Origin of the sequence: Niallia oryzisoli (assembly GCF_036670025.1) — a bacterium.
Taxonomy (GTDB): Bacteria; Bacillota; Bacilli; order Bacillales; family Cytobacillaceae; genus Bacillus_BD; species Bacillus_BD oryzisoli.
Map to the genome: position 1 here is coordinate 4,206,554 of NZ_CP137640.1, position 17,934 is coordinate 4,224,487.

The 17,934-nt window shown below is 37.9% G+C and carries 20 protein-coding genes and 1 riboswitch; of the genes, 3 read left to right on the plus strand and 17 right to left on the minus strand.

The genetic code is table 11. The annotated features are described in order from the left end of the window. Positions 1–92 precede the first annotated feature (92 nt). From R4Z09_RS31165 to R4Z09_RS21120, 3 genes are all read right to left on the minus strand, one after another. Positions 93–428, minus strand: a complete 336-nt coding sequence (locus R4Z09_RS31165) for a GGDEF domain-containing protein (protein WP_422392312.1) — start codon at positions 426–428, stop codon at positions 93–95. 4 nt (positions 429–432) lie between these two features. Next, a complete protein-coding gene (locus R4Z09_RS31170; RefSeq protein ID WP_422392313.1) occupies positions 433–567 on the minus strand; it encodes a diguanylate cyclase domain-containing protein in 135 nt (44 codons plus the stop codon). A 224-nt stretch (positions 568–791) separates the two neighbouring features. Beyond that, entirely contained in the window at positions 792–1,292 is a 501-nt protein-coding gene (locus R4Z09_RS21120; RefSeq protein ID WP_338448697.1) for a hypothetical protein, read from the minus strand. A gap of 170 nt (positions 1,293–1,462) precedes the next feature. Between R4Z09_RS21120 and R4Z09_RS21125 the strand changes: the two genes are divergently transcribed. Further along, positions 1,463–2,236, plus strand: coding sequence for an NUDIX hydrolase (locus tag R4Z09_RS21125; protein ID WP_338448698.1), 774 nt, complete (start codon positions 1,463–1,465; stop codon positions 2,234–2,236). Positions 2,237–2,329: 93 nt separating this feature from the next. On the opposite strand, the gene R4Z09_RS21130 is transcribed toward R4Z09_RS21125, so the two are convergent. Together R4Z09_RS21130 and R4Z09_RS21135 are read right to left on the minus strand one after the other, a co-directional pair. After that, on the minus strand, positions 2,330–3,403 hold the full coding sequence (locus tag R4Z09_RS21130; protein ID WP_338448699.1) for a nitronate monooxygenase: 1,074 nt from the start codon (positions 3,401–3,403) through the stop codon (positions 2,330–2,332). 10 nt (positions 3,404–3,413) lie between these two features. After that, positions 3,414–4,052 carry an HAD-IA family hydrolase gene (locus R4Z09_RS21135; RefSeq protein WP_338453325.1) on the minus strand — a complete coding sequence of 213 codons (639 nt, stop codon included), beginning with the start codon at positions 4,050–4,052 and terminating at the stop codon, positions 3,414–3,416. Between the two features lie 350 nt (positions 4,053–4,402). Here R4Z09_RS21135 and R4Z09_RS21140 point away from each other — a divergent pair, with 350 nt between their 5' ends. Further along, positions 4,403–4,549 (plus strand): hypothetical protein, encoded by a 147-nt coding sequence (locus R4Z09_RS21140; RefSeq protein WP_338448700.1) that lies wholly within the window; start codon positions 4,403–4,405, stop codon positions 4,547–4,549. 46 nt (positions 4,550–4,595) lie between these two features. Here R4Z09_RS21140 and R4Z09_RS21145 read toward each other — a convergent pair whose 3' ends face one another. Both R4Z09_RS21145 and R4Z09_RS21150 read right to left on the minus strand, forming a co-directional pair. After that, positions 4,596–4,772: a hypothetical protein gene (locus tag R4Z09_RS21145; protein WP_338448701.1), complete on the minus strand. Its 177-nt coding sequence runs from the start codon at positions 4,770–4,772 to the stop codon at positions 4,596–4,598. 501 nt (positions 4,773–5,273) lie between these two features. Then, positions 5,274–6,221, minus strand: coding sequence for a D-2-hydroxyacid dehydrogenase (locus R4Z09_RS21150; RefSeq protein ID WP_338448702.1), 948 nt, complete (start codon positions 6,219–6,221; stop codon positions 5,274–5,276). A gap of 176 nt (positions 6,222–6,397) precedes the next feature. On the opposite strand from R4Z09_RS21150, the gene R4Z09_RS21155 reads away from it, so the two are divergent. Next, a complete protein-coding gene (locus R4Z09_RS21155; RefSeq protein WP_338448703.1) occupies positions 6,398–7,321 on the plus strand; it encodes a DUF4405 domain-containing protein in 924 nt (307 codons plus the stop codon). Positions 7,322–7,449: 128 nt separating this feature from the next. Here the strand turns inward: R4Z09_RS21155 and R4Z09_RS21160 are convergent, their stop codons facing one another. The 10 genes from R4Z09_RS21160 to R4Z09_RS21205 form a co-directional block, all read right to left on the minus strand. Beyond that, entirely contained in the window at positions 7,450–8,103 is a 654-nt protein-coding gene (locus tag R4Z09_RS21160; protein WP_338448704.1) for an ABC-2 transporter permease, read from the minus strand. Beyond that, a complete protein-coding gene (locus tag R4Z09_RS21165) occupies positions 8,087–8,956 on the minus strand; it encodes an ABC transporter ATP-binding protein (RefSeq protein WP_338453326.1) in 870 nt (289 codons plus the stop codon). Before R4Z09_RS21165 ends, R4Z09_RS21160 begins: the two co-directional genes overlap by 17 nt. Before the next feature lie 17 nt (positions 8,957–8,973). Continuing rightward, positions 8,974–9,345, minus strand: a complete 372-nt coding sequence (locus R4Z09_RS21170) for a GntR family transcriptional regulator (RefSeq protein WP_338448705.1) — start codon at positions 9,343–9,345, stop codon at positions 8,974–8,976. 163 nt (positions 9,346–9,508) lie between these two features. Continuing rightward, entirely contained in the window at positions 9,509–11,266 is a 1,758-nt protein-coding gene (gene thiC, locus R4Z09_RS21175; RefSeq protein ID WP_338448706.1) for a phosphomethylpyrimidine synthase ThiC, read from the minus strand. Between the two features lie 137 nt (positions 11,267–11,403). Then, a riboswitch (TPP riboswitch) is annotated at positions 11,404–11,519 on the minus strand. Positions 11,520–11,612: 93 nt separating this feature from the next. Then, entirely contained in the window at positions 11,613–13,478 is a 1,866-nt protein-coding gene (locus tag R4Z09_RS21180; protein WP_338448707.1) for a XylR N-terminal domain-containing protein, read from the minus strand. Positions 13,479–13,642: 164 nt separating this feature from the next. Further along, on the minus strand, positions 13,643–13,975 hold the full coding sequence (locus tag R4Z09_RS21185) for a 2Fe-2S iron-sulfur cluster-binding protein (RefSeq protein ID WP_338448708.1): 333 nt from the start codon (positions 13,973–13,975) through the stop codon (positions 13,643–13,645). Between the two features lie 42 nt (positions 13,976–14,017). Then, positions 14,018–14,932: a catechol 2,3-dioxygenase gene (locus tag R4Z09_RS21190; RefSeq protein ID WP_338448709.1), complete on the minus strand. Its 915-nt coding sequence runs from the start codon at positions 14,930–14,932 to the stop codon at positions 14,018–14,020. A gap of 32 nt (positions 14,933–14,964) precedes the next feature. After that, the gene (locus tag R4Z09_RS21195) at positions 14,965–15,990 is read right to left on the minus strand and encodes an NADH:ubiquinone reductase (Na(+)-transporting) subunit F (RefSeq protein ID WP_338448710.1); all 1,026 of its coding nucleotides are present in this window, start codon (positions 15,988–15,990) and stop codon (positions 14,965–14,967) included. Between the two features lie 126 nt (positions 15,991–16,116). Then, positions 16,117–16,401 carry a hypothetical protein gene (locus tag R4Z09_RS21200; protein WP_338448711.1) on the minus strand — a complete coding sequence of 95 codons (285 nt, stop codon included), beginning with the start codon at positions 16,399–16,401 and terminating at the stop codon, positions 16,117–16,119. A gap of 22 nt (positions 16,402–16,423) precedes the next feature. Further along, entirely contained in the window at positions 16,424–17,929 is a 1,506-nt protein-coding gene (locus R4Z09_RS21205) for a YHS domain-containing protein (RefSeq protein WP_338448712.1), read from the minus strand. Between the last annotated feature and the right edge of the window lie 5 nt (positions 17,930–17,934).

Sequence of the window (17,934 nt, forward strand, 5' to 3'; positions counted from 1 at the left end):
CACAAAATTGAAGTGGAAGTCTTCTGTCGGGAAAAGATAAATATCATTCAGTCCATTGAACAATAAAAGCCTCCAAGCTGCTTGGAGGTTTTTTAAACTTTCATTTCTATCTGATTCGTTCCACTAAAAACTTCAACCCGGTTCCGTCCATTATTCTTTGATTGGTAGAGGGCCTGGTCTGCATTTTCTAACAACCTTTCAATATCTAATGGATGTTCCACATCCCCAGTCTCAATCCCAATACTAACCGTCACCCGGTTTGATACAGGTGAATATTCATGCGTAATGCCCAGGTCATATACTGCTTTTCTAATCCTTTCAGCAAGCTGAAAGACTTTTTCTATATTCCAATCAAAAACAGTAATAACGAATTCTTCTCCACCAAAGCGTGAAAGAAAGCCTTCCTCAGGTTTAACCTGTTGTTGGATGGTACTAGCAACTGGATTGGATTACTTTGTCTCCTTCTAAATGACCGTAGTTATCATTAAATGGTTTAAATGCATCAATATCCAGCATCATCAATGAGACATTTCGTTTTCCATGGGTGCTTGCTAATTGATCCTGTATATACTGTTAAAAACCTCTTCTGTTCGGAATTTTCGTCAGCTCATCAACTAATGTGAGATGTTTCAGTCTCTCATTCGCCCTTTTTAACTCTTCATTTATCGCCATGTTTTCCTGAATTTTTAAAGCAAGATTTTGGTTGCTTTCCTTTAGAAGCACTTCATTGAAAAAATTAGCTGCGTAGCTGTTATACAGCATAACGTATCTGTCGATGGTTGAAAAAACGGTTAACCGATAAACAGCACAGCTATCGGCAGGATATATAGTTTCAAGATTGTGCGGTTGGAGGCAAGATATAGAATGGAGACACACATGATGTTCACGGCAAAAGCCATGACGTGACCATATCCCTTTTGATCAACCAAAGTTACAACAGAACCCCATACTAAAAAGAAACAAACAAAACATATTACTCCAAAACGAAACCACTGATATTGCTTTTCTGTCATATCCTTTTTCTTTTCAAACCGGATTATATAGACCAGCATGATGATACTCATTAATAGTAAAAGAACATACAGCCGAAAATAAATATCAAAAACAAACATCCGATGATAGGTGACAAAACTAGTCGTTTGATTCATACAAATAAGGATGAACTCAAACAAAATCACGATCTTTGCGAACAGCTTACAGCGCTGCAGGTTTCTAAAGAACATATCCTTTTCCAGCAATTGCTGTTTTTCAGGAGATACAGACGGTTTAACAAATAAATTAGTTAGCTTCATAAATAACCTCCGATCACGGAAAAATTAGGTCAATAGTACGATTTTTACTCTAATATACTTTATTTCTTGGATTCTAACGATTATTTTGCTCAAATATTTCTTCCATAACAAATGTCACGGTTTTATCATTGAACATACAATATCATCATCGATTTGAAAAGAGGATGATCATGTTCTGCAGAAGAGAAATCCACAGAATTCCCCCTGAAAGAGTAATCGATTTAAATCAATTTTTTCATGAATATGTACTCCCTAATCAGCTAAAAAATGGAGCAACATTGATTGGACGCTGGATCACAGAGGAAGAAGATGAGATCGTAACCATGTGGCACTATCCCAGCTATAATGACTATTTAAAAATTGAAGAAAGAGTAAAAAAGGATCAACTGCATCAGCAAGCACAAGCACAGCTTTTAAAATTTGGGCCGCCTTACTTGGATTATCGCCAAGAATTTTTAACCTCAACAGGTGTTTATCACTCGCCAAAGCAAAACGTGACGGTAAGCGGATATATTACAAATGAAAATGATGAAGCCCTGCTCGTTCAAACCTATTGGAGATCAGATACATGGGAACTACCCGGCGGCGGGGTTGATGACGGAGAGACATTAGACGCAGCACTTTGCAGGGAAATCCTTGAAGAGACCGGAATAAAAGTTAAGTTATTTGGCGTAACTGGTGTTTATTCAAACGGAACTACACTTTCAATCGTATTTCATGGGAAAAAGATTGGCGGAGATTTAAAAACATCTGATGAAACACAGGATGTCCGGTTTGTGAAGCTCGATGAATGGAACGTCCATCAATATATTACACGCGGAAAGTTTCTTCCGAGGGTGATAGATGCAATGAAAGGGAATTCCATACCATATGAATCATTTAAAGTTCGCCCTTATAAACTATTGGAAAGGTTGGAAGGAATAGTCATACGGGATGAATCTTGAAAAAAAGGTTAAGAGAAATACAAAAAGTCCAAAAAAATGGGTTGCCCCAGTACGAAGGCAACCCCTATAAAAACGATGATCTGGCACACACTCTTAACCATTTATAATTTTTGCAGCCTGTGACATAATGTCATTGATGAGTTCCTCAGCGGATAGACTTTTTGCTAATCTCGGACTTTGACCAGACCAAAGCGACATATAGTCTGGATTATTTTGAGCGGCAGATGCTTTTCTAATCGACTGCGTTAAGGTATTCTGAACAGGAAATTCAGGAAAAGCTGTTTCACTTTCCTGCATAGCCGAGATAAATTTATTGTTAATCCCTCTTGCCCATTTACCGGAGAATGCTCGTGTTACCGTGATCTGGTCTTCATCGGATTGAAGAATCGCCTCTTTATGCAGCTTATTCGCTCCGCTTTCTTTACACGTTAAAAAGGCTGTTCCCATTTGTACGGCCCCTGCCCCTAAGCAAATGGCCGCCATTAATCCCCTTCCATCCATAATGCCACCAGCAGCAATCACGGGAATGTTTACACAATCCACAACCTGCGGGATCAACGACATTAAGCCTATCATACTCTCATGTTGCTCATGGATAAAATTCCCCCTATGCCCGCCAGCCTCACTGCCTTGAACGACTATCATATCCATACCGACTTTTTGAATTTCCAAAGCTTCCTTAACCGTTGTAGCTGTTCCAATTAAAAGAATATTTTGCTTTTTTAATCTGCTAAGTATCTCCATTGAAGGGACTCCAAAGGTAAATGAGCAGACAGGCACTTTTTCCTCTATCAAGACATCTATATGTTCATAAAACGTTTTGTTAAGCTTTCCTGCATCCGGCAGATGATAGCTGTCCTCTACTATATTTAATTGATGTTTAATAGACTTTAATTTTTCATTAGCAAAATCGATCTTATCTTGGGGAACATTAAATTCCGTTGGAACAAATAAATTTACGCCAAAATTGTTGACCGTTAACTGCTTTACTTCTCTCATTTGTTCACGTAATTGAGCAGGCGTCAAATAGCCAGCGCCAATCATTCCTAGACCGCCGCTATTCGAAACGGCTGCGACTAATTGGGAAGTTGTTGTCCCACCCGCCATCGGAGCTTGAATAATGGGGTATTTTATGTTCAATTGTTTTGTTACTTCGGTATTGAGCATGGATATCACCTCAATTTATATTTATACTGTCTAATTCTAAACTCAATGTGTCCAGTAGCTCTTTTGGTGAATGTACAACGTATTTCGGTTTTTCCTTCTCAATCATCTCAAATCCATCCAACCCCCAACTAACCCACATGAACGGCACGTTGACTTTATTGCAGGCAATGATGTCCCGCACTTCATCCCCTACATACAATAATTGTTCAGGAGCCAGCTGCTTTTGCTTTAAAAATTTCTTAATGACTGCATCCTTGCCAAATAATTTACTAGATGATAGCACTTGTGCTACAGAATCAATTTTTTCTTGCCGTAAAAGTAATTCTATATTTTCCTTGGCGTTAGATGAAAGAATTGAAATATTATAACCTGTTTGTGCCAGTGTGTCTAACATCTCTTTTATGCCATCGAATAGCTTCACATCTGTCACATGCTCACGAAAGTATCGATAAATTTTTGGCAAAATCATGGGTAATTTATGCATGGGAAAGTGAAATTGCTTCGCCCGCTGCTGTAGGGTTAAATTTCTAGTTAAAATAAAATCCTCTTTTACAACCGGATAATAATCGTACTGTTCCGCATATGTATTCCAAGCCTGCATGAAAACATCGCTAGAATCAGCTAATGTTCCATCAAAATCAAACATCATATATTTCAAAAATTACTCCTCCATTTCAACCGCCTTATCATTCTATTCTATCAGAAACCATATACATATGGGCTGTTCTATTGGTTCAAACAGGATTAAAAGAAAAGACACTTTACTTGTTTTTATCAGTAGTTTTCGGTTGTATATTATATCGGCTAGACTGCCAGTAGAGAATGATGGAAGGTCACGGAAAAGGAGTATCAAATAATGGAGCTTGGAAAAGAAATGGTTGCGGAATTTTTGAGGCTGGAGGAATTAATTAATAATGGCAAACACATTACAAGAGGTTGGTTGTATTAAACTATGTTGTCAGATAAGGCTTATATTAATTTTTAAAAAGGAGAAATTTTTTGAATGAGATGGCATCCAAAGTGCTCGCATTAAAGGATTATAAGTGGTGTAAATATATTTTCGAGAATGCCCAAAAGGGTGAAAATAAAGATGTCAGGCAGCACAAAAGCGGATCAGCTGAATGTGGTGCCTGGCATTATTTTTGACTAACCTTGCTTTACCTCCTGCAAACCGTGTTGTTGAAATCAAGTCTTAATTTTTTTTAAATTGCAATCTAGAATTTGCATTTTTTACATATAAACTATATTTCCTATCTTTTACATGATATTTCATAATCCAATTACGATCGTGAATTTGGATTATCTGTTTCTCATTCTCGATTGGCAGTTCTTCCATTCTATTCTTGCCTACTGAATGAACCTTTCTCATTTTCTCACACCCTTTCGAAAAATACATTTATATCAAAATCTATTACCTGAAAAAGATTCTATTCCTTTTATTCAATTAAAAAATGAAAATTATGAAGTTTGATTAATAGACACAAATATCCTTAGCAACATATTCTTGTATTTATAAACATATTCCTTCCTATCATCAGAATTTTACAAAAATTATGATTAAAGTCCCGCTTCTTTTGAAATGGATTGATCTATTAAAATGACTAGAATTTTATTTAAAATTAAAGATTAAAATAACAACCAAAGATTAACGCTTTTTAGCCAAAAAGTGACAAGCATTCTCCATAAAGTTGGATCATACCTGTCACTTTTATATACTCTTACACTTTTAATTGATAACTAAATAGCAGCGGCCGTCATTTGGCAGCCATACATCTTGTTCCACTTCAAATTTATGGTTATAGCCGTGTACAATATAAAATTTAAACAACAGCTATAATCATATTGGGACAATATTTCTGCCCCCGTGTTCCTAGTACCCCTTCGAGTAATCTACTAGATTAATAAACGGCTTCTGGCCTTTGAGATATACTTTCAAGTTAGGAATAAAAATATCTTCAACAACACGTTTATCATAATATTCAGTTGAACCCGCTGTATGCGGCGTGATGATGACATTGTCCATTTCCCAAAGCGGACTATCCTCTCCAAGCGGTTCTTTTTCAAAAACATCCAAACCTGCACCCGCTATTTCACCTGCTTGTAAAGCCGCAATGAGATCGTCTTCCTTTACGAGCTTGCCGCGGCCGATATTAATAAAGAAAGCTGTCGGTTTCATTAATTGAAATTCCCGGGCTGTAAATAGCTGATAGGTTTCATCTGTCAGCGGCAATGTTAAGACAACATAATCACATTTTGGCAGTAGCTCTTCCAGCTGATCAGGCTTATACATTTCATCTACATTCTCTGCCGGCTTGCCTGAGTGTCGTACACCCAGAACCTTCATGCCAAAAGCCTTCGCAATTTTGGCTGTTTCTTTTCCGATCGCACCAACGCCGATAATTCCAATAGTTTTTTCATGAATTTCCAACTTCATATTACTATGATGCCAAATTTTTGCCTGTTGATTTCTTACATATGTATGTATTTTTCTTGTTAATCCTAACATATAAGCAAAAATCGTTTCAGAGATAGGATAGGCATGAACACCATTTGCACTAGTCAACATAATTTCATTGGACTTAAATTGTTCAATCGGAAAATGGTTGATTCCTGCACTTGAGGATTGCACCCATTTTAGATTTGAAAAATCCTCGAGCTCCAATTTATAGCCAAGCGTTACTTCCGCTTCGTTCACATGCGGTCTCCATATTTCTTTATCCTTCCCAGCAATAATGTCCCAGTCAGGAACAACCCGTTTTATCTGATCCAATAAATCCTCATTCAAATCCTTTGTTATTACCATTTTTCTCTTTGCCACCATGTAATCCTCCCTTTTCATTCCTACTATTACTATACAATTTATTTCATTTTTTTACAGCGAAAAAGACTCTATTTTCGGAATATGCAGATTACTCTTTTAAGGTTTTTTTAAGCTTTCTGCATTACTTTTATATACATCCATTAATGACCATTATGAGGAGACGAAGAAAAACGATGAAAAAAATGAATATTGTGAAGCTTGGATTAGATATGATTATGGCTGTTACGTTCGTATTATTTTTCAATAAACGTGTCTTAGGCGGGTTAACTTTTCACGAAATTGCCGGGCTCGCCATTGGAGGGGTATTTTTTATCCATGTCTTGTTGAATGGAAAATGGGTGAAGAATGTAACACTTAGATTATTTGATTCTAAATTACCATTTAAAACAAGATTTAATTACTTTCTCAATTTACTTTTGTTAGTGACGATGTTATTTGTGATTATCAGCGGGATTTTCATTTCTCGTGTCGTCTTTCCAAATATTAATATTGGAAATGAACAATGGTTTAAGGTGACTCATATGTCTGTCTCATATTTAGCTCTTGTATTAGTTGCTATTCATGTTGGGATGCATTGGAATTGGGTTGTCAATACATTTAAAAATATCCTTAAACTGAAAGGAAAAAGACCTGCTGTTGGGTTTGTTGCAAAATTAGCAGCCGCAGCATTATTAATTTTTGGAAGCTACCAAATGTACTTTTCCCATTTCTTCATGCATTTGCAGGGGGTTGCACAAGTATTTAATCCTTCCTCTTCACAAATGTCAGGTGATGGTTTCGAACACGGAGGAAAACGTGTATTGGCAGAAGGCTTTGAGGACAAACCAGACACGTTTAATCCAGAGGACCTTCCTGATCATGATTCTGAACAAGGAGGAATAAGCGATGATCAAGTGGATCGAGCAGCTATCCATAAAGGAGAATTTGAAGGAAAAGAAGGAGGCATTTCCAGCGCAAATGTGTTCAATGTAATTGGGCAATACTTTAGCATCATGTCTGTTATTATTATTGTTGTTTACTACATGGATCAATTCTTTAGAAGAATGAAATCAAAAAAGAAACAAAAAACTTGGAAGGTAGCCGATTTATTAAAATAATGATAGATGTATTGGATGGCCTACCTGAATATATCCATTAAAGGCAGTGTAACGATTATGCAGAGTAAAAAAAGCAAAGAAGAATACCTCCTTTGCTTTTTTCATTTGTATTCAGTATCGTACTATGTTCAAAATTCCCGATTTTTATAGAATGTTAATGAAAGAAGGTAAGAGATAACTAATATCAAAACCAGCGGGATTAGAATAAGAATAGTTAAATGTGTATCAGACCGTTGATGAATAAATTCGATCACAGATTGACTTAGTTTCTCATCGTTCATAATATTACTAATGATAGGGGTCCCTCCAAAAACAACTATGAAAAAGAGAATTAAGTTAACCATTTTTGATTTTAAATAGCCATACTTAAATACTAACGGAAAAGAGATCGAAAAGAATAACGTGACAGCAAGTAGAGCAATAAGAATCTCCATTCCTGTAATAGGTACCTCAAGCGGCAGATTGAAAAGATTTGCCATAAGAGCAATGATAAAATATACAAGAATAGCATAAGCCGCAAAAATATAAATTGAAACATATTTTGAAAGGACGATCTTGTTTTTCTTTATAGGCAGGCTTACGAGTATCATATCGCTATTATCTTTGTCCTCTAATGCACTCGTACCCAGAACTAATTGATACGTAATAGCAATAATTCCGACAGATAACCCAGCTGTCCCTAAATTATGAACAAGAGTAATTGAAAAAAAGAGCATCAATAAAATGGAAAGCTTTAATGCTTTCTTTTGCATCAAAAAGTCCTTTTTAATAAGATGATACATGATTATCCCCCCTTCTTGTCGAGAACACCATGATGTCCTCTAACGATGGTTTTTCAATGATAACTGAATTACCAAATCGTTCCCTTATTTGCCTTTTATTCACTGCCATTGCCTCAAAGCCATAGGCTTTTTTTCGTAAACCAATCAAATCGCCAAGCTGATGATCAGTAAGCAGCTCATTGCTGCCTTTTACCAGACAGTATTCTTCTATTACCTCATCCTTTGTTTTAGAAAAAATAATTTCACCGTTATTGATGAAAGTAATATAATCTGCAATTTTTTCTAAATCAGAGGTGATATGAGTGGAAAAGAAGATGGATTTATTTTCGTCCTCCAATAATGCTTGGAGCACCTCTAATATTTCGGAACGGACGACGGGATCTAACCCAGAGGTGGGTTCGTCCATGATCAACAATTCGGCATGATGGGATAGTGCGACAGCTAAAGAAAACTTCATTTTCATTCCTTTTGATAAATCCTTTATCCGTTTCTTTAAAGGAAGTCTAAATTCCTTTACATACTGTTGAAATAGGCCTTCGTCCCATTTACGGTAGAAAGGTCGAATCATTTCCTTCATTTCATGAATCGTCAGTTCCTCATAGAAATGATTTTCATCATATACAAACCCGATTCTTTGCTTGATTTCCAACTCATGTTTCTTATGGTCTAACCCGAATATGTTGATCTGTCCGCTGTCCTTTTTGATCAAGTTCATGATTAATTTGATGGTCGTGCTTTTTCCTGCCCCATTCGGCCCGATGAAGCCCATTATATAGCCCTTTTCAAGAGTAAAAGAAATATCCTTTAATGAAAAACCCTTATATTTTTTTGACAGATTCGTAATTTCCAAGATATTTTGATTCATGTTAATCACCCCTCATAAATAAGCTTTAGCATTTCCTGCAGATCCTCTAACGTGAGACCTGTCAGCTTTGCTTCGTCAATCGCTTCAGTCATTTTTTCTTCAATCATTTTCATTTTTGTTTCCCGCAGCATTTCTTTGTTTATCGTGGCAACATAGGACCCCTTTCCGGCAACGGTAACGATGTAACCATCCTTTTCCAGCTCGTCATAGGCTCTTTTCGTCGTGATTACACTTATTTTCAGTTCCTTCGCCAGACTCCTGATTGATGGCAGTGATTGACCTTCGGCAAGTTCTCCCTTTAAAATTTGTTCTTTTATTTGTTTAAAAATCTGTTGATAAATGGGTTCATCAGAAGAATTGGAAAGTAAAATATTCACGATATAACATCCTCTAATTTGTTTTATCTGTTCATATACAGTATATACAGTTATAACAGTCATTGCAACTATTTTCCAATTAAAAAAGCACGGGGATGGTTCTATTGCTTCCAAAGGAAGCAGGAGAACCGTCCCCGTGCTTAAAAAAACCTACACTATTACATTATTGATAGATATTCCCGCCTGTTGCCTTAAATTCTTTAGCTTTTTCTTCCATTCCCATTTTCATTTCTTCGTTTTTGCGGATGTCGTGAGAAATTCGCATGCTGCAGAATTTTGGGCCGCACATCGAGCAGAAATGGGCCGTTTTGGCTCCTTCAGCAGGAAGTGTTTCATCATGATATTCGATTGCCCGTTCTGGGTCCAATGATAGATTGAATTGATCATTCCAGCGAAACTCAAAGCGAGCTTTTGATAAAGCATCATCTCGTTTTTGCGCACCTGGATGCCCTTTTGCTAAATCGGCTGCATGGGCAGCAATTTTATATGTGACAACGCCTGTACGTACATCCTCTTTATTTGGCAGCCCTAAATGTTCTTTTGGTGTGACATAGCAAAGCATTGCTGTACCAAACCAGCCAATCATCGCCGCTCCGATCGCTGAAGTAATATGGTCATATCCTGGAGCAATGTCTGTTGTCAAAGGTCCTAATGTATAAAATGGCGCCTCATCACAAACCTCTAATTGCTTATCCATATTTTCTTTAATTAAATGCATCGGCACATGCCCTGGACCTTCAATCATCACCTGGACGTCATGCTTCCAAGCAATCTTTGTCAGTTCACCTAACGTTTCAAGTTCAGCAAATTGCGCTTCATCATTGGCATCGGCGATCGATCCTGGACGCAGACCGTCTCCTAATGAAAAGCAAATATCATACGTCTTCATAATTTCGCAGATTTCCTCAAAATGTGTATATAAGAAGTTTTCTTGATGATGATGCAGACACCATTGCGCCATAATTGAACCGCCGCGGGAAACAATTCCTGTTACCCGTTTAGCTGTTAATGGTACATAGCGCAATAGAACCCCGGCATGTATCGTGAAATAATCGACCCCTTGTTCTGCCTGTTCAATCAATGTATCTCGGTAAATTTCCCATGTAAGATCCTCAGCAATCCCATTCACTTTTTCCAGCGCTTGATACAATGGCACAGTACCAACTGGAACGGCAGAATTTCGGATCATCCATTCCCGGGTCGTATGAATGTTTTTACCGGTTGATAAATCCATGATTGTATCGGCTCCCCAGCGAGTAGCCCAGGTCATTTTTTCCACTTCCTCTTCAATCGAAGAAGTAACAGCAGAATTACCCATATTGGCATTAATTTTTACGTGAAAATTCCGTCCAATAATCATCGGTTCTGACTCTGGATGGTTGATGTTTGCTGGAATGATCGCGCGTCCTTTTGCCACTTCATCACGGACAAATTCAGGCTTTAAATTTTCACGTATAGCAATAAATTCCATTTCAGGTGTAATGATTCCTTTTCTTGCATAATGAAGTTGTGTTACATTTTTGCCTTTTTTCGCACGTAAAGGCTTACGCTTTAATCCAGGGAATACCTGTTGATTGGCACGCGGATCATCCGCATCTCGGTATCCGTTATCCTGGGGCTTGATTTCCCGGCCTTCATACTCTTCGACATCCTCCCGTTCCTCAATCCAAGGACGGCGAAGGGCTGGTAGACCTTTTGTCAGATCGACTGTATATTCTGGGTCTGTATAAGGGCCGCTTGTGTCATAAACACGAACAGGTTCGTTTTCTTCCTGGCCAAAACTTGTGTTGGTTGGACTTAAGCCGATTTCACGCATCGGTACTTTCAAATCAGGTCTTGATCCTGTTACATATACTTTTTTACTGCCTGGAAAATTTGACATGATCGAAATGTTTTGTTCATTTAGTGAAGGTGTTGACATACTCCTATCTCTCCTTTTGTTTGCACTAAGGACCAGATAGAGAACAGACGAGCATGAGAAGAGGTTTACAAATGCAGAAAAAGCCGGTATCCAATAAATGGTTGGACCCGGCTTTATATATGCAGAAGAAATGTATAGTATGTACATTCAAACTTCCCCACGCTGGTATGAACCAGATCAGGTCCCGAGGGTTAAGAAGCTTTCAGCGCACTTCTCTCTCAGCCCAACTCATTGGACACCCCTAGTTATGCTTATTAAATTCTTCATCATTATATAGGAATATTTCGAAAATGGGAACAACTTTTTCATAAACAGGAAAATAGAACTATGAACCTATGAGCTATTCCTATGCAGGCAACTTCAATTCTCCCAACACAATTAAACATTGGAGTGCTACATAGATTTCATTTCGGTTATGAGCAGTGGTGATGTCTACATGTAATAATTCATTGATCTTTCCTAATCGATAACGCAGACCGTTGACGGAGAAATTCATCGCTCGTGCTGTCTTATGAACATTAGAACCATTTTCCAGATATTGATAGAGGGTAATTAATAATTCCGTGCTTTTATTTTTATCTTCATCCATTAATTTACCCACAATGCGATAAGCATATTGTTCAAGCGCTTCCAGATTATTCATTTGCAACAGCATGCCAACAACTCCTAAGGAATCGAAATTGACAAGACTACGCTTGGAATTTGCCACTTTTAGCGAAGCAATGCTTTCATGATAGAGTTGCTGGGCATCTTCTATGGACGATAGACTTGAACTTACACCCATTTTAAATGAATATTGACCATACATATCAGAACAATAGGTAAGCAGCTTTCGGCAAAAACTTTCTTTTTCCAAATTGCTTTGTAATAATGCAGCATTAGAAAATAAAATAATGATATTTCCCTCTTTTTTCCCGAGCAATCCCTTCACTTGTTTTTTCCGAAAATACTTAAATAGATCATTCATAAATTGTTCGTTAAATTCAATTTCTTCTTTCATCGATGTTTCTTCAAACTTCCGTTGAATGGTCACCATGAAATAGGGTGGTTGTAAATCAAAATCAATATAATGAGCATTACTGATAATTTCAGAGGTGGGTATCCGTTTATTTAGAATATCATCTAGAAAACTGCCTCTAATTGTCTGTTCTGTATTAAAACGGGTCTGCTCATTCAATAAATGTAAGGAACAGGCTAACGCTGCCTGACCTAATACCATTTTATCCACTTCCGTCACTTTATTCTTTTCTGTAAAAATGGAACAATAGCCATAGATTCTTTTGCGGAAATAGATAGGTGTAATAACCCTCTTATGTCCGGGTGAAAGTTCCAGCAATACCGTTTCATGAATCTCATGCTTATTTTTTTTACCCTTCTTACTCCTTTGCTCTGCGAACCATTCTTTTAATTCAAGAGAATATTGCTTAGCCTCCTGTTCAGAAATACCTGCAGTAGCACGGACTTCACAATTGTGGGTTTCCATAATCACAGGTGTTTTCAGCGTTTTAAATAATACATCAGTAATCGGCTGGATCCCTATTCCAAAAATAACCTCTTTAAATAAATTTTGGTGCACTTCATATGTCTTACTTAAGTTATCTCTTTCAAGCCTAAGCTTCTCGTAGGTTTCCTCCAGTTCAGCACTGATTCGGTCTGCCTCATAAAACTGCCGTTCCTTCTCAACCTCGGGATCTCCATTCCATCTGTCCATCGTTTGGCAAACCCAATGACAATGGTCATCTCCCATTGCAATGCAACTTGTTTCTTTCGCAAGTACTTGTTTTCCAATAATCGTCGAAAGATACCCACTCGCATAGCCTACCAATGAATGGCATACAGGCTCGTCGCTAGATCCAAATAGTTTAATATGTTCAATTGCTTCGTTTGAGTTTCTCCAGATCCCTTCAAAATATAAACTCCCTTTATCAAAGTCTACTTCACATCCAGTCGGTTCTACTTCTACATGACCATTCGCTGTATGCATCATAGGCCCTGCCATTAAAATATCTTTTTTACACTCAGGCTTGACCTCCATCATCTGCTTGCAATCGGTGACCCCGCAATTCCAGCCATACCGAAGAAGAAAGCCCTTTGATCGTTTGAAACCCAGCATATCAATCAGCTCTCGCCGAAGCTCTCCAAATGCCGAGCTTGGAATTTTTATCATCGTTTGGTTACTAGTATTGTATATATCCATTTCTCCATTTAACAATGCATTCACCACCAAAGAATGTTTTATGATAATGAAAAAAGAAATCTAGAAAAAGAAATAATCACTTTATACCATGTTCATTTTATATTTTATCAAAAAGGTCATCAAATAACGAATGCATCCCATCTTCAAAATGAGGATAGGATGCATTCGTTACTTATATACTAGTTTCTTACGCTAATGTTTTCCGTACTTTCCTGTTGTATTTTCTCATAATCTTCAACAGTAATGATCTCAAGATCACTTTTTGCTGTCATACAACAGGCTAATGCAAAACCTTTTGCCAATTCTTCATCGGACAAAGCATCGTGAGAACGAATCATTTCCTGCTCGTATTCACCGCCAAGCACCTTTACCTTACAAATACCGCATCCGCCTCTAATGCAGCCGGTTGGAATTGGAATAAACTGATCACGAGCTGCTCTTAATGGCGTTACATCTGGTGTACAGGAATACTCAAACTGCTGTCCTCTTGCTTTAAGAGTCACCTTAACCATTTGGTTCTCTCCTTCTAACTCATTTTTTATAAAAATCTTAGTTTAAGTTAACGCTTTCATAAAGGATTCTGATAATTCTCTACGATGATAAAAAATACCTTGTCCAATTTTGTCTTCCGTCCACGTAATGGTCGGCATATCCGGATAAGCAATGTATCCGCCCGCAAAAGCTTCATTTCGATTTCCTGATGGATCAAAGAAATAAATCGTTTCCCCTCTTGTAATTCCATGACGTGTCGGCGTTACATCAAATGGAACTTCATACATCGATAAAAGATCCGCTGCTTTAAACACATCATGAAGGGAGTCGACATGGAATGCTGCATGGTGAAGCTTAGCGTCAGGACCTTTAACAAAGGCTAAATCATGCGCTTTGTTCGTTGTAAAAAGGAAGCTCCCTAATAATTCTTCACCATCTACTGTTGTAATTCTTTCACTTTGTCTAAAGTTAAGAGCTTCAATGAAGAATCTTGTTACTGTTTTCAAATCATCACCCGTTAATAGGCAATGATCAAAACGATGCGGCGCAATTCCCTTTTTGCCTAACGGCCATGGGTGCGGATTTAAATTGCCAACAGCAGTCCCTAATAGATCGATTTCATGGTACAGTTCGCAATGATGGCCTGTTGGCAGAATAAAATGAACTGCCTCCCCTTCACCCAATCTCGTACCTTTAGAAATACGAGTGGTTGTACAGCCGAACTCTTCGATTTTTCTTTCGTAGTAAGCCAAGTCGTCTAATGATTCCACTTTAAAAGCTAAGTGAGCCAATCCAGCGGAATTTGATTTTGTTAAAATCACGCTATGATGATCGTACTCATCCCATGCTTTTAAGTAAACGCTGTTTCCCATCCGTCCTGTTTCTTCCAAGCCAATAACATTTGTATAATAATCTACTGATTTTTCTAAATCTAATACTCTTAGTTCGACACGGCCGATACGCATTACTCTAGCCATTTTTTTTCCTCCTGCCAAATCGTTTTATATTATTAAAATTCATCATAAGAAATGTCAGTACCCTTTACTCCACCTTTAGAAAGGGCATCACAAGCTGTTTCGATCATTATCGGAGGTCCGCATAGATAAGCGTCCATATTCGACATATTTTCAAGTTTACGTGAAATCACGTCAGCGATAAATCCAACCTCTCCATCCCATTCATCAGCCACGTCAGGCTGTGATAATGCCGGAACAAAGTGGAAATTTGGATACTTTTTCGCTAATTCCACCCATTCATCAACTAAATACAAATCTCTTTTTGCACGTGCCCCATAGAAGAACCAAGCTTCTTTATCAAAAGACTCAGAGAATACTTCTTCAACAAGCGACTTAATCGGAGCCATTCCAGAGCCGCCAGCAATAAAGATTAAATCTTTGTTTCGATTACGAAGCTGCATGTTTCCATAAGGACCTGAACCAGTTACCATATCCCCAACGTTTAGATCACACATATAATTGGAGCCTTTGCCCTCTGGAACCCTCTTAATATGAAACTCAATGATACTTGAGTCTTGATATTTATTTGCTACTGAATAGGCACGTGTTTCGTCAAATCCAGGTATATCAAACTCAAAAAATTGGCCTGATCCATAAGGAATTGCTGCAGGTTCTTGAAGTTTCAGCTTAATCATGTGAATATCATGTGTGTATTGCTTATTTTCAACAACCTCTGCTTCAAAATCATGGACTGCAAAGAAAGGCAAATCTGATTCTTCTTCCTCTACTTCAATCACAAGATCGCTTTCAGCTAAAGTGCTGCACATTAATGTAAATCCTTCTTCTCTCTCAAAGCTCATTAAGGAGTATTCCGATACTCGATCCATGATTTCAAAATCGCCTTCAAGAACTTGGCATTTACATGCAGAACAGCTTCCATGACGGCATCCGTAGGCCACTTGAATCCCGTTACGAATCGCTGCATCCAGTATCGTTTGACCTTCCTTCACTGTGATTGTTTTTCCACTTGGCTCAAGTGTCACTTCATATGTTTCAACAGCTGTAGTTGTATTGCTCATGTTTTTATCTCCTCTCTCATCATCCTATTTATCAACCGCTCTATGCTAAAAAAGCAGAACAATCAAACTGCTGTTTCTCCTTCAAGTAATGTCCTATATTCACCTGAAGGAGAAATATACAGAAAGCTATGCTGAGATGATTTCTAAATAATCCCCGTTTCGAATCCCAGCTTCTTTAACCGTTTGCTCTAAAGAAATCTCTATTTCATAATCGGCACGAATTAATCTTAACGTATAACTCTTTTCAACGTTTGCCTTCCATGCCTCTAAGCAGGCTTCTAACAATTCCTTATTTGTCATATCATATCTGGCTCTAATTCCAATATTTCCTTGAAACAAATCATTTTCTGTGACTTCTTTTAGAACCGGCCACACAATTAAGTGATTGTCTTGTTTCAAATAATTTGCCATCCTTTTCACTCCCATGTCATCTCTAGAAAAATTTCTTATCCAATCCCAAGTGTTTTCGATACTCCAGCCAATGAGCATGCTCCCTCGAAGAATAATGTTCGCCTGCTTCCTCTGGTGATAACCCTGTATATTTGAATAACCCAGCAACTGGGTCATCGCCGAATTCTCCACTTAAATAAGCTTCTGCCGGCCACCAAATTTGCATATATTTAAGCGGCTCCTGATCAAAGATATGTTTACATCCAGGTGAACAAGTTATATATGTTTTATTGTTATATTCACTGTATTGAGTCCACATTTTTGTCGGATTATCTGGATCCGGGAACTCTGTAGGAACCTGGCATACACTACAAACAGTCGGTACACCCGGACTTGACCCAGCCAAGACATGGTTGTCCATGCGGCGGAAATACGGTGCGTAATATTGACTAAATGTATCTGGATATTCTTGCGATAACCATTCGTAATCATCAGGTTGTAATTTGAAACCTCTAAAAAGATTCGCATGCTTATAATGATCTAGGATACGCATAACAGCATGAGAATAGTGTTCCTTTTCTTTGATGCTGTCTTCAGCGAACTTTGGTAAAGTAATGCCGTATTTCCGTAAATCTTTAAACAATCCGTTAAACACTTGTTCTTCTACATACACTTCAAACGCTTTCTTCCATGAGATTGGACGAATACGAGGATAATAGTCAACCAATGTTGCCACAACAGAGAACATACGGTAGGCTCTCCAATACCATTTATCAAGCCAGCCTTGAATAATTGGAACATTGCGGTCATCTTCTTCTAACAGCATTTTTAAAGCAGACATTCCTAATGCCATGTGACGGGATTCATCTGACTGTACGGTTTTACCAACTGCGGCGAAGTTCTCATCTCCGACTGCACCTGCAGAGGAGGCAAATGGCAAGAAAAGAATATTTGTAAATACGTACTCAAATGAGAATGAAATCGCCATTAATGCTTCAAATGGACCTGCTGTCATTGCATCATCAAAAAATGATTTTGGAACGGTATTAAACCACAGGTTTTGTGTTGTATTGGCAAAATTATGAAGTCCGTCAATTTCTTTACTCATATGTGCATAGTGCTTAATTTCAATCTGAGCATGACGTAATTCGTCAATTGCCTGATTAAAAGTAGCAAAGCGGATTGCTTCAATCGGAATGTTGCGGCCGACATAGGCCATCAATCGGTGTGCTGAATACTCTGCTGGCTGAACAGCTGTTGCAAATACTTTTACGCCCTCATACCAGCGTGAATCTACTACTTTTGCATGACCGTCATTTGCTTCAAAAGCATTCCGAACCGCATGATAAATGCCATCTTTTTCTGATTGAATTTTGACATACTGGTTATAGGCCATCCGGAATGGGTCTTCCCATCTACTTGGGTCCTTTAGAATAATTCCTTCCTTTTCCATTAAAGGATATACCCTATTCATATCAAAATCCTTTGGTTCCCACATTAAATCCCTTGTCATTGCATGATACTTTTCTTTTACACCTAATTTAGCCATGATAG

What these genes read in the sequence shown, in the direction of transcription:
- R4Z09_RS21120 (WP_338448697.1), bottom strand. Translation starts at nt 1,292, where the DNA reads ATGAAGCTAACTAATTTATTTGTTAAACCGTCTGTATCTCCTGAAAAA.
- R4Z09_RS21125 (WP_338448698.1), top strand. Translation starts at nt 1,463, where the DNA reads ATGTTCTGCAGAAGAGAAATCCACAGAATTCCCCCTGAAAGAGTAATC.
- R4Z09_RS21130 (WP_338448699.1), bottom strand. Translation starts at nt 3,403, where the DNA reads ATGCTCAATACCGAAGTAACAAAACAATTGAACATAAAATACCCCATT.
- R4Z09_RS21135 (WP_338453325.1), bottom strand. Translation starts at nt 4,052, where the DNA reads ATGATGTTTGATTTTGATGGAACATTAGCTGATTCTAGCGATGTTTTC.
- R4Z09_RS21145 (WP_338448701.1), bottom strand. Translation starts at nt 4,772, where the DNA reads ATGAGAAAGGTTCATTCAGTAGGCAAGAATAGAATGGAAGAACTGCCA.
- R4Z09_RS21155 (WP_338448703.1), top strand. Translation starts at nt 6,398, where the DNA reads ATGAAAAAAATGAATATTGTGAAGCTTGGATTAGATATGATTATGGCT.
- R4Z09_RS21160 (WP_338448704.1), bottom strand. Translation starts at nt 8,103, where the DNA reads ATGTATCATCTTATTAAAAAGGACTTTTTGATGCAAAAGAAAGCATTA.
- thiC (WP_338448706.1), bottom strand. Translation starts at nt 11,266, where the DNA reads ATGTCAACACCTTCACTAAATGAACAAAACATTTCGATCATGTCAAAT.
- R4Z09_RS21185 (WP_338448708.1), bottom strand. Translation starts at nt 13,975, where the DNA reads ATGGTTAAGGTGACTCTTAAAGCAAGAGGACAGCAGTTTGAGTATTCC.
- R4Z09_RS21190 (WP_338448709.1), bottom strand. Translation starts at nt 14,932, where the DNA reads ATGGCTAGAGTAATGCGTATCGGCCGTGTCGAACTAAGAGTATTAGAT.
- R4Z09_RS21195 (WP_338448710.1), bottom strand. Translation starts at nt 15,990, where the DNA reads ATGAGCAATACAACTACAGCTGTTGAAACATATGAAGTGACACTTGAG.
- R4Z09_RS21200 (WP_338448711.1), bottom strand. Translation starts at nt 16,401, where the DNA reads ATGGCAAATTATTTGAAACAAGACAATCACTTAATTGTGTGGCCGGTT.
- R4Z09_RS21205 (WP_338448712.1), bottom strand. Translation starts at nt 17,929, where the DNA reads ATGGCTAAATTAGGTGTAAAAGAAAAGTATCATGCAATGACAAGGGAT.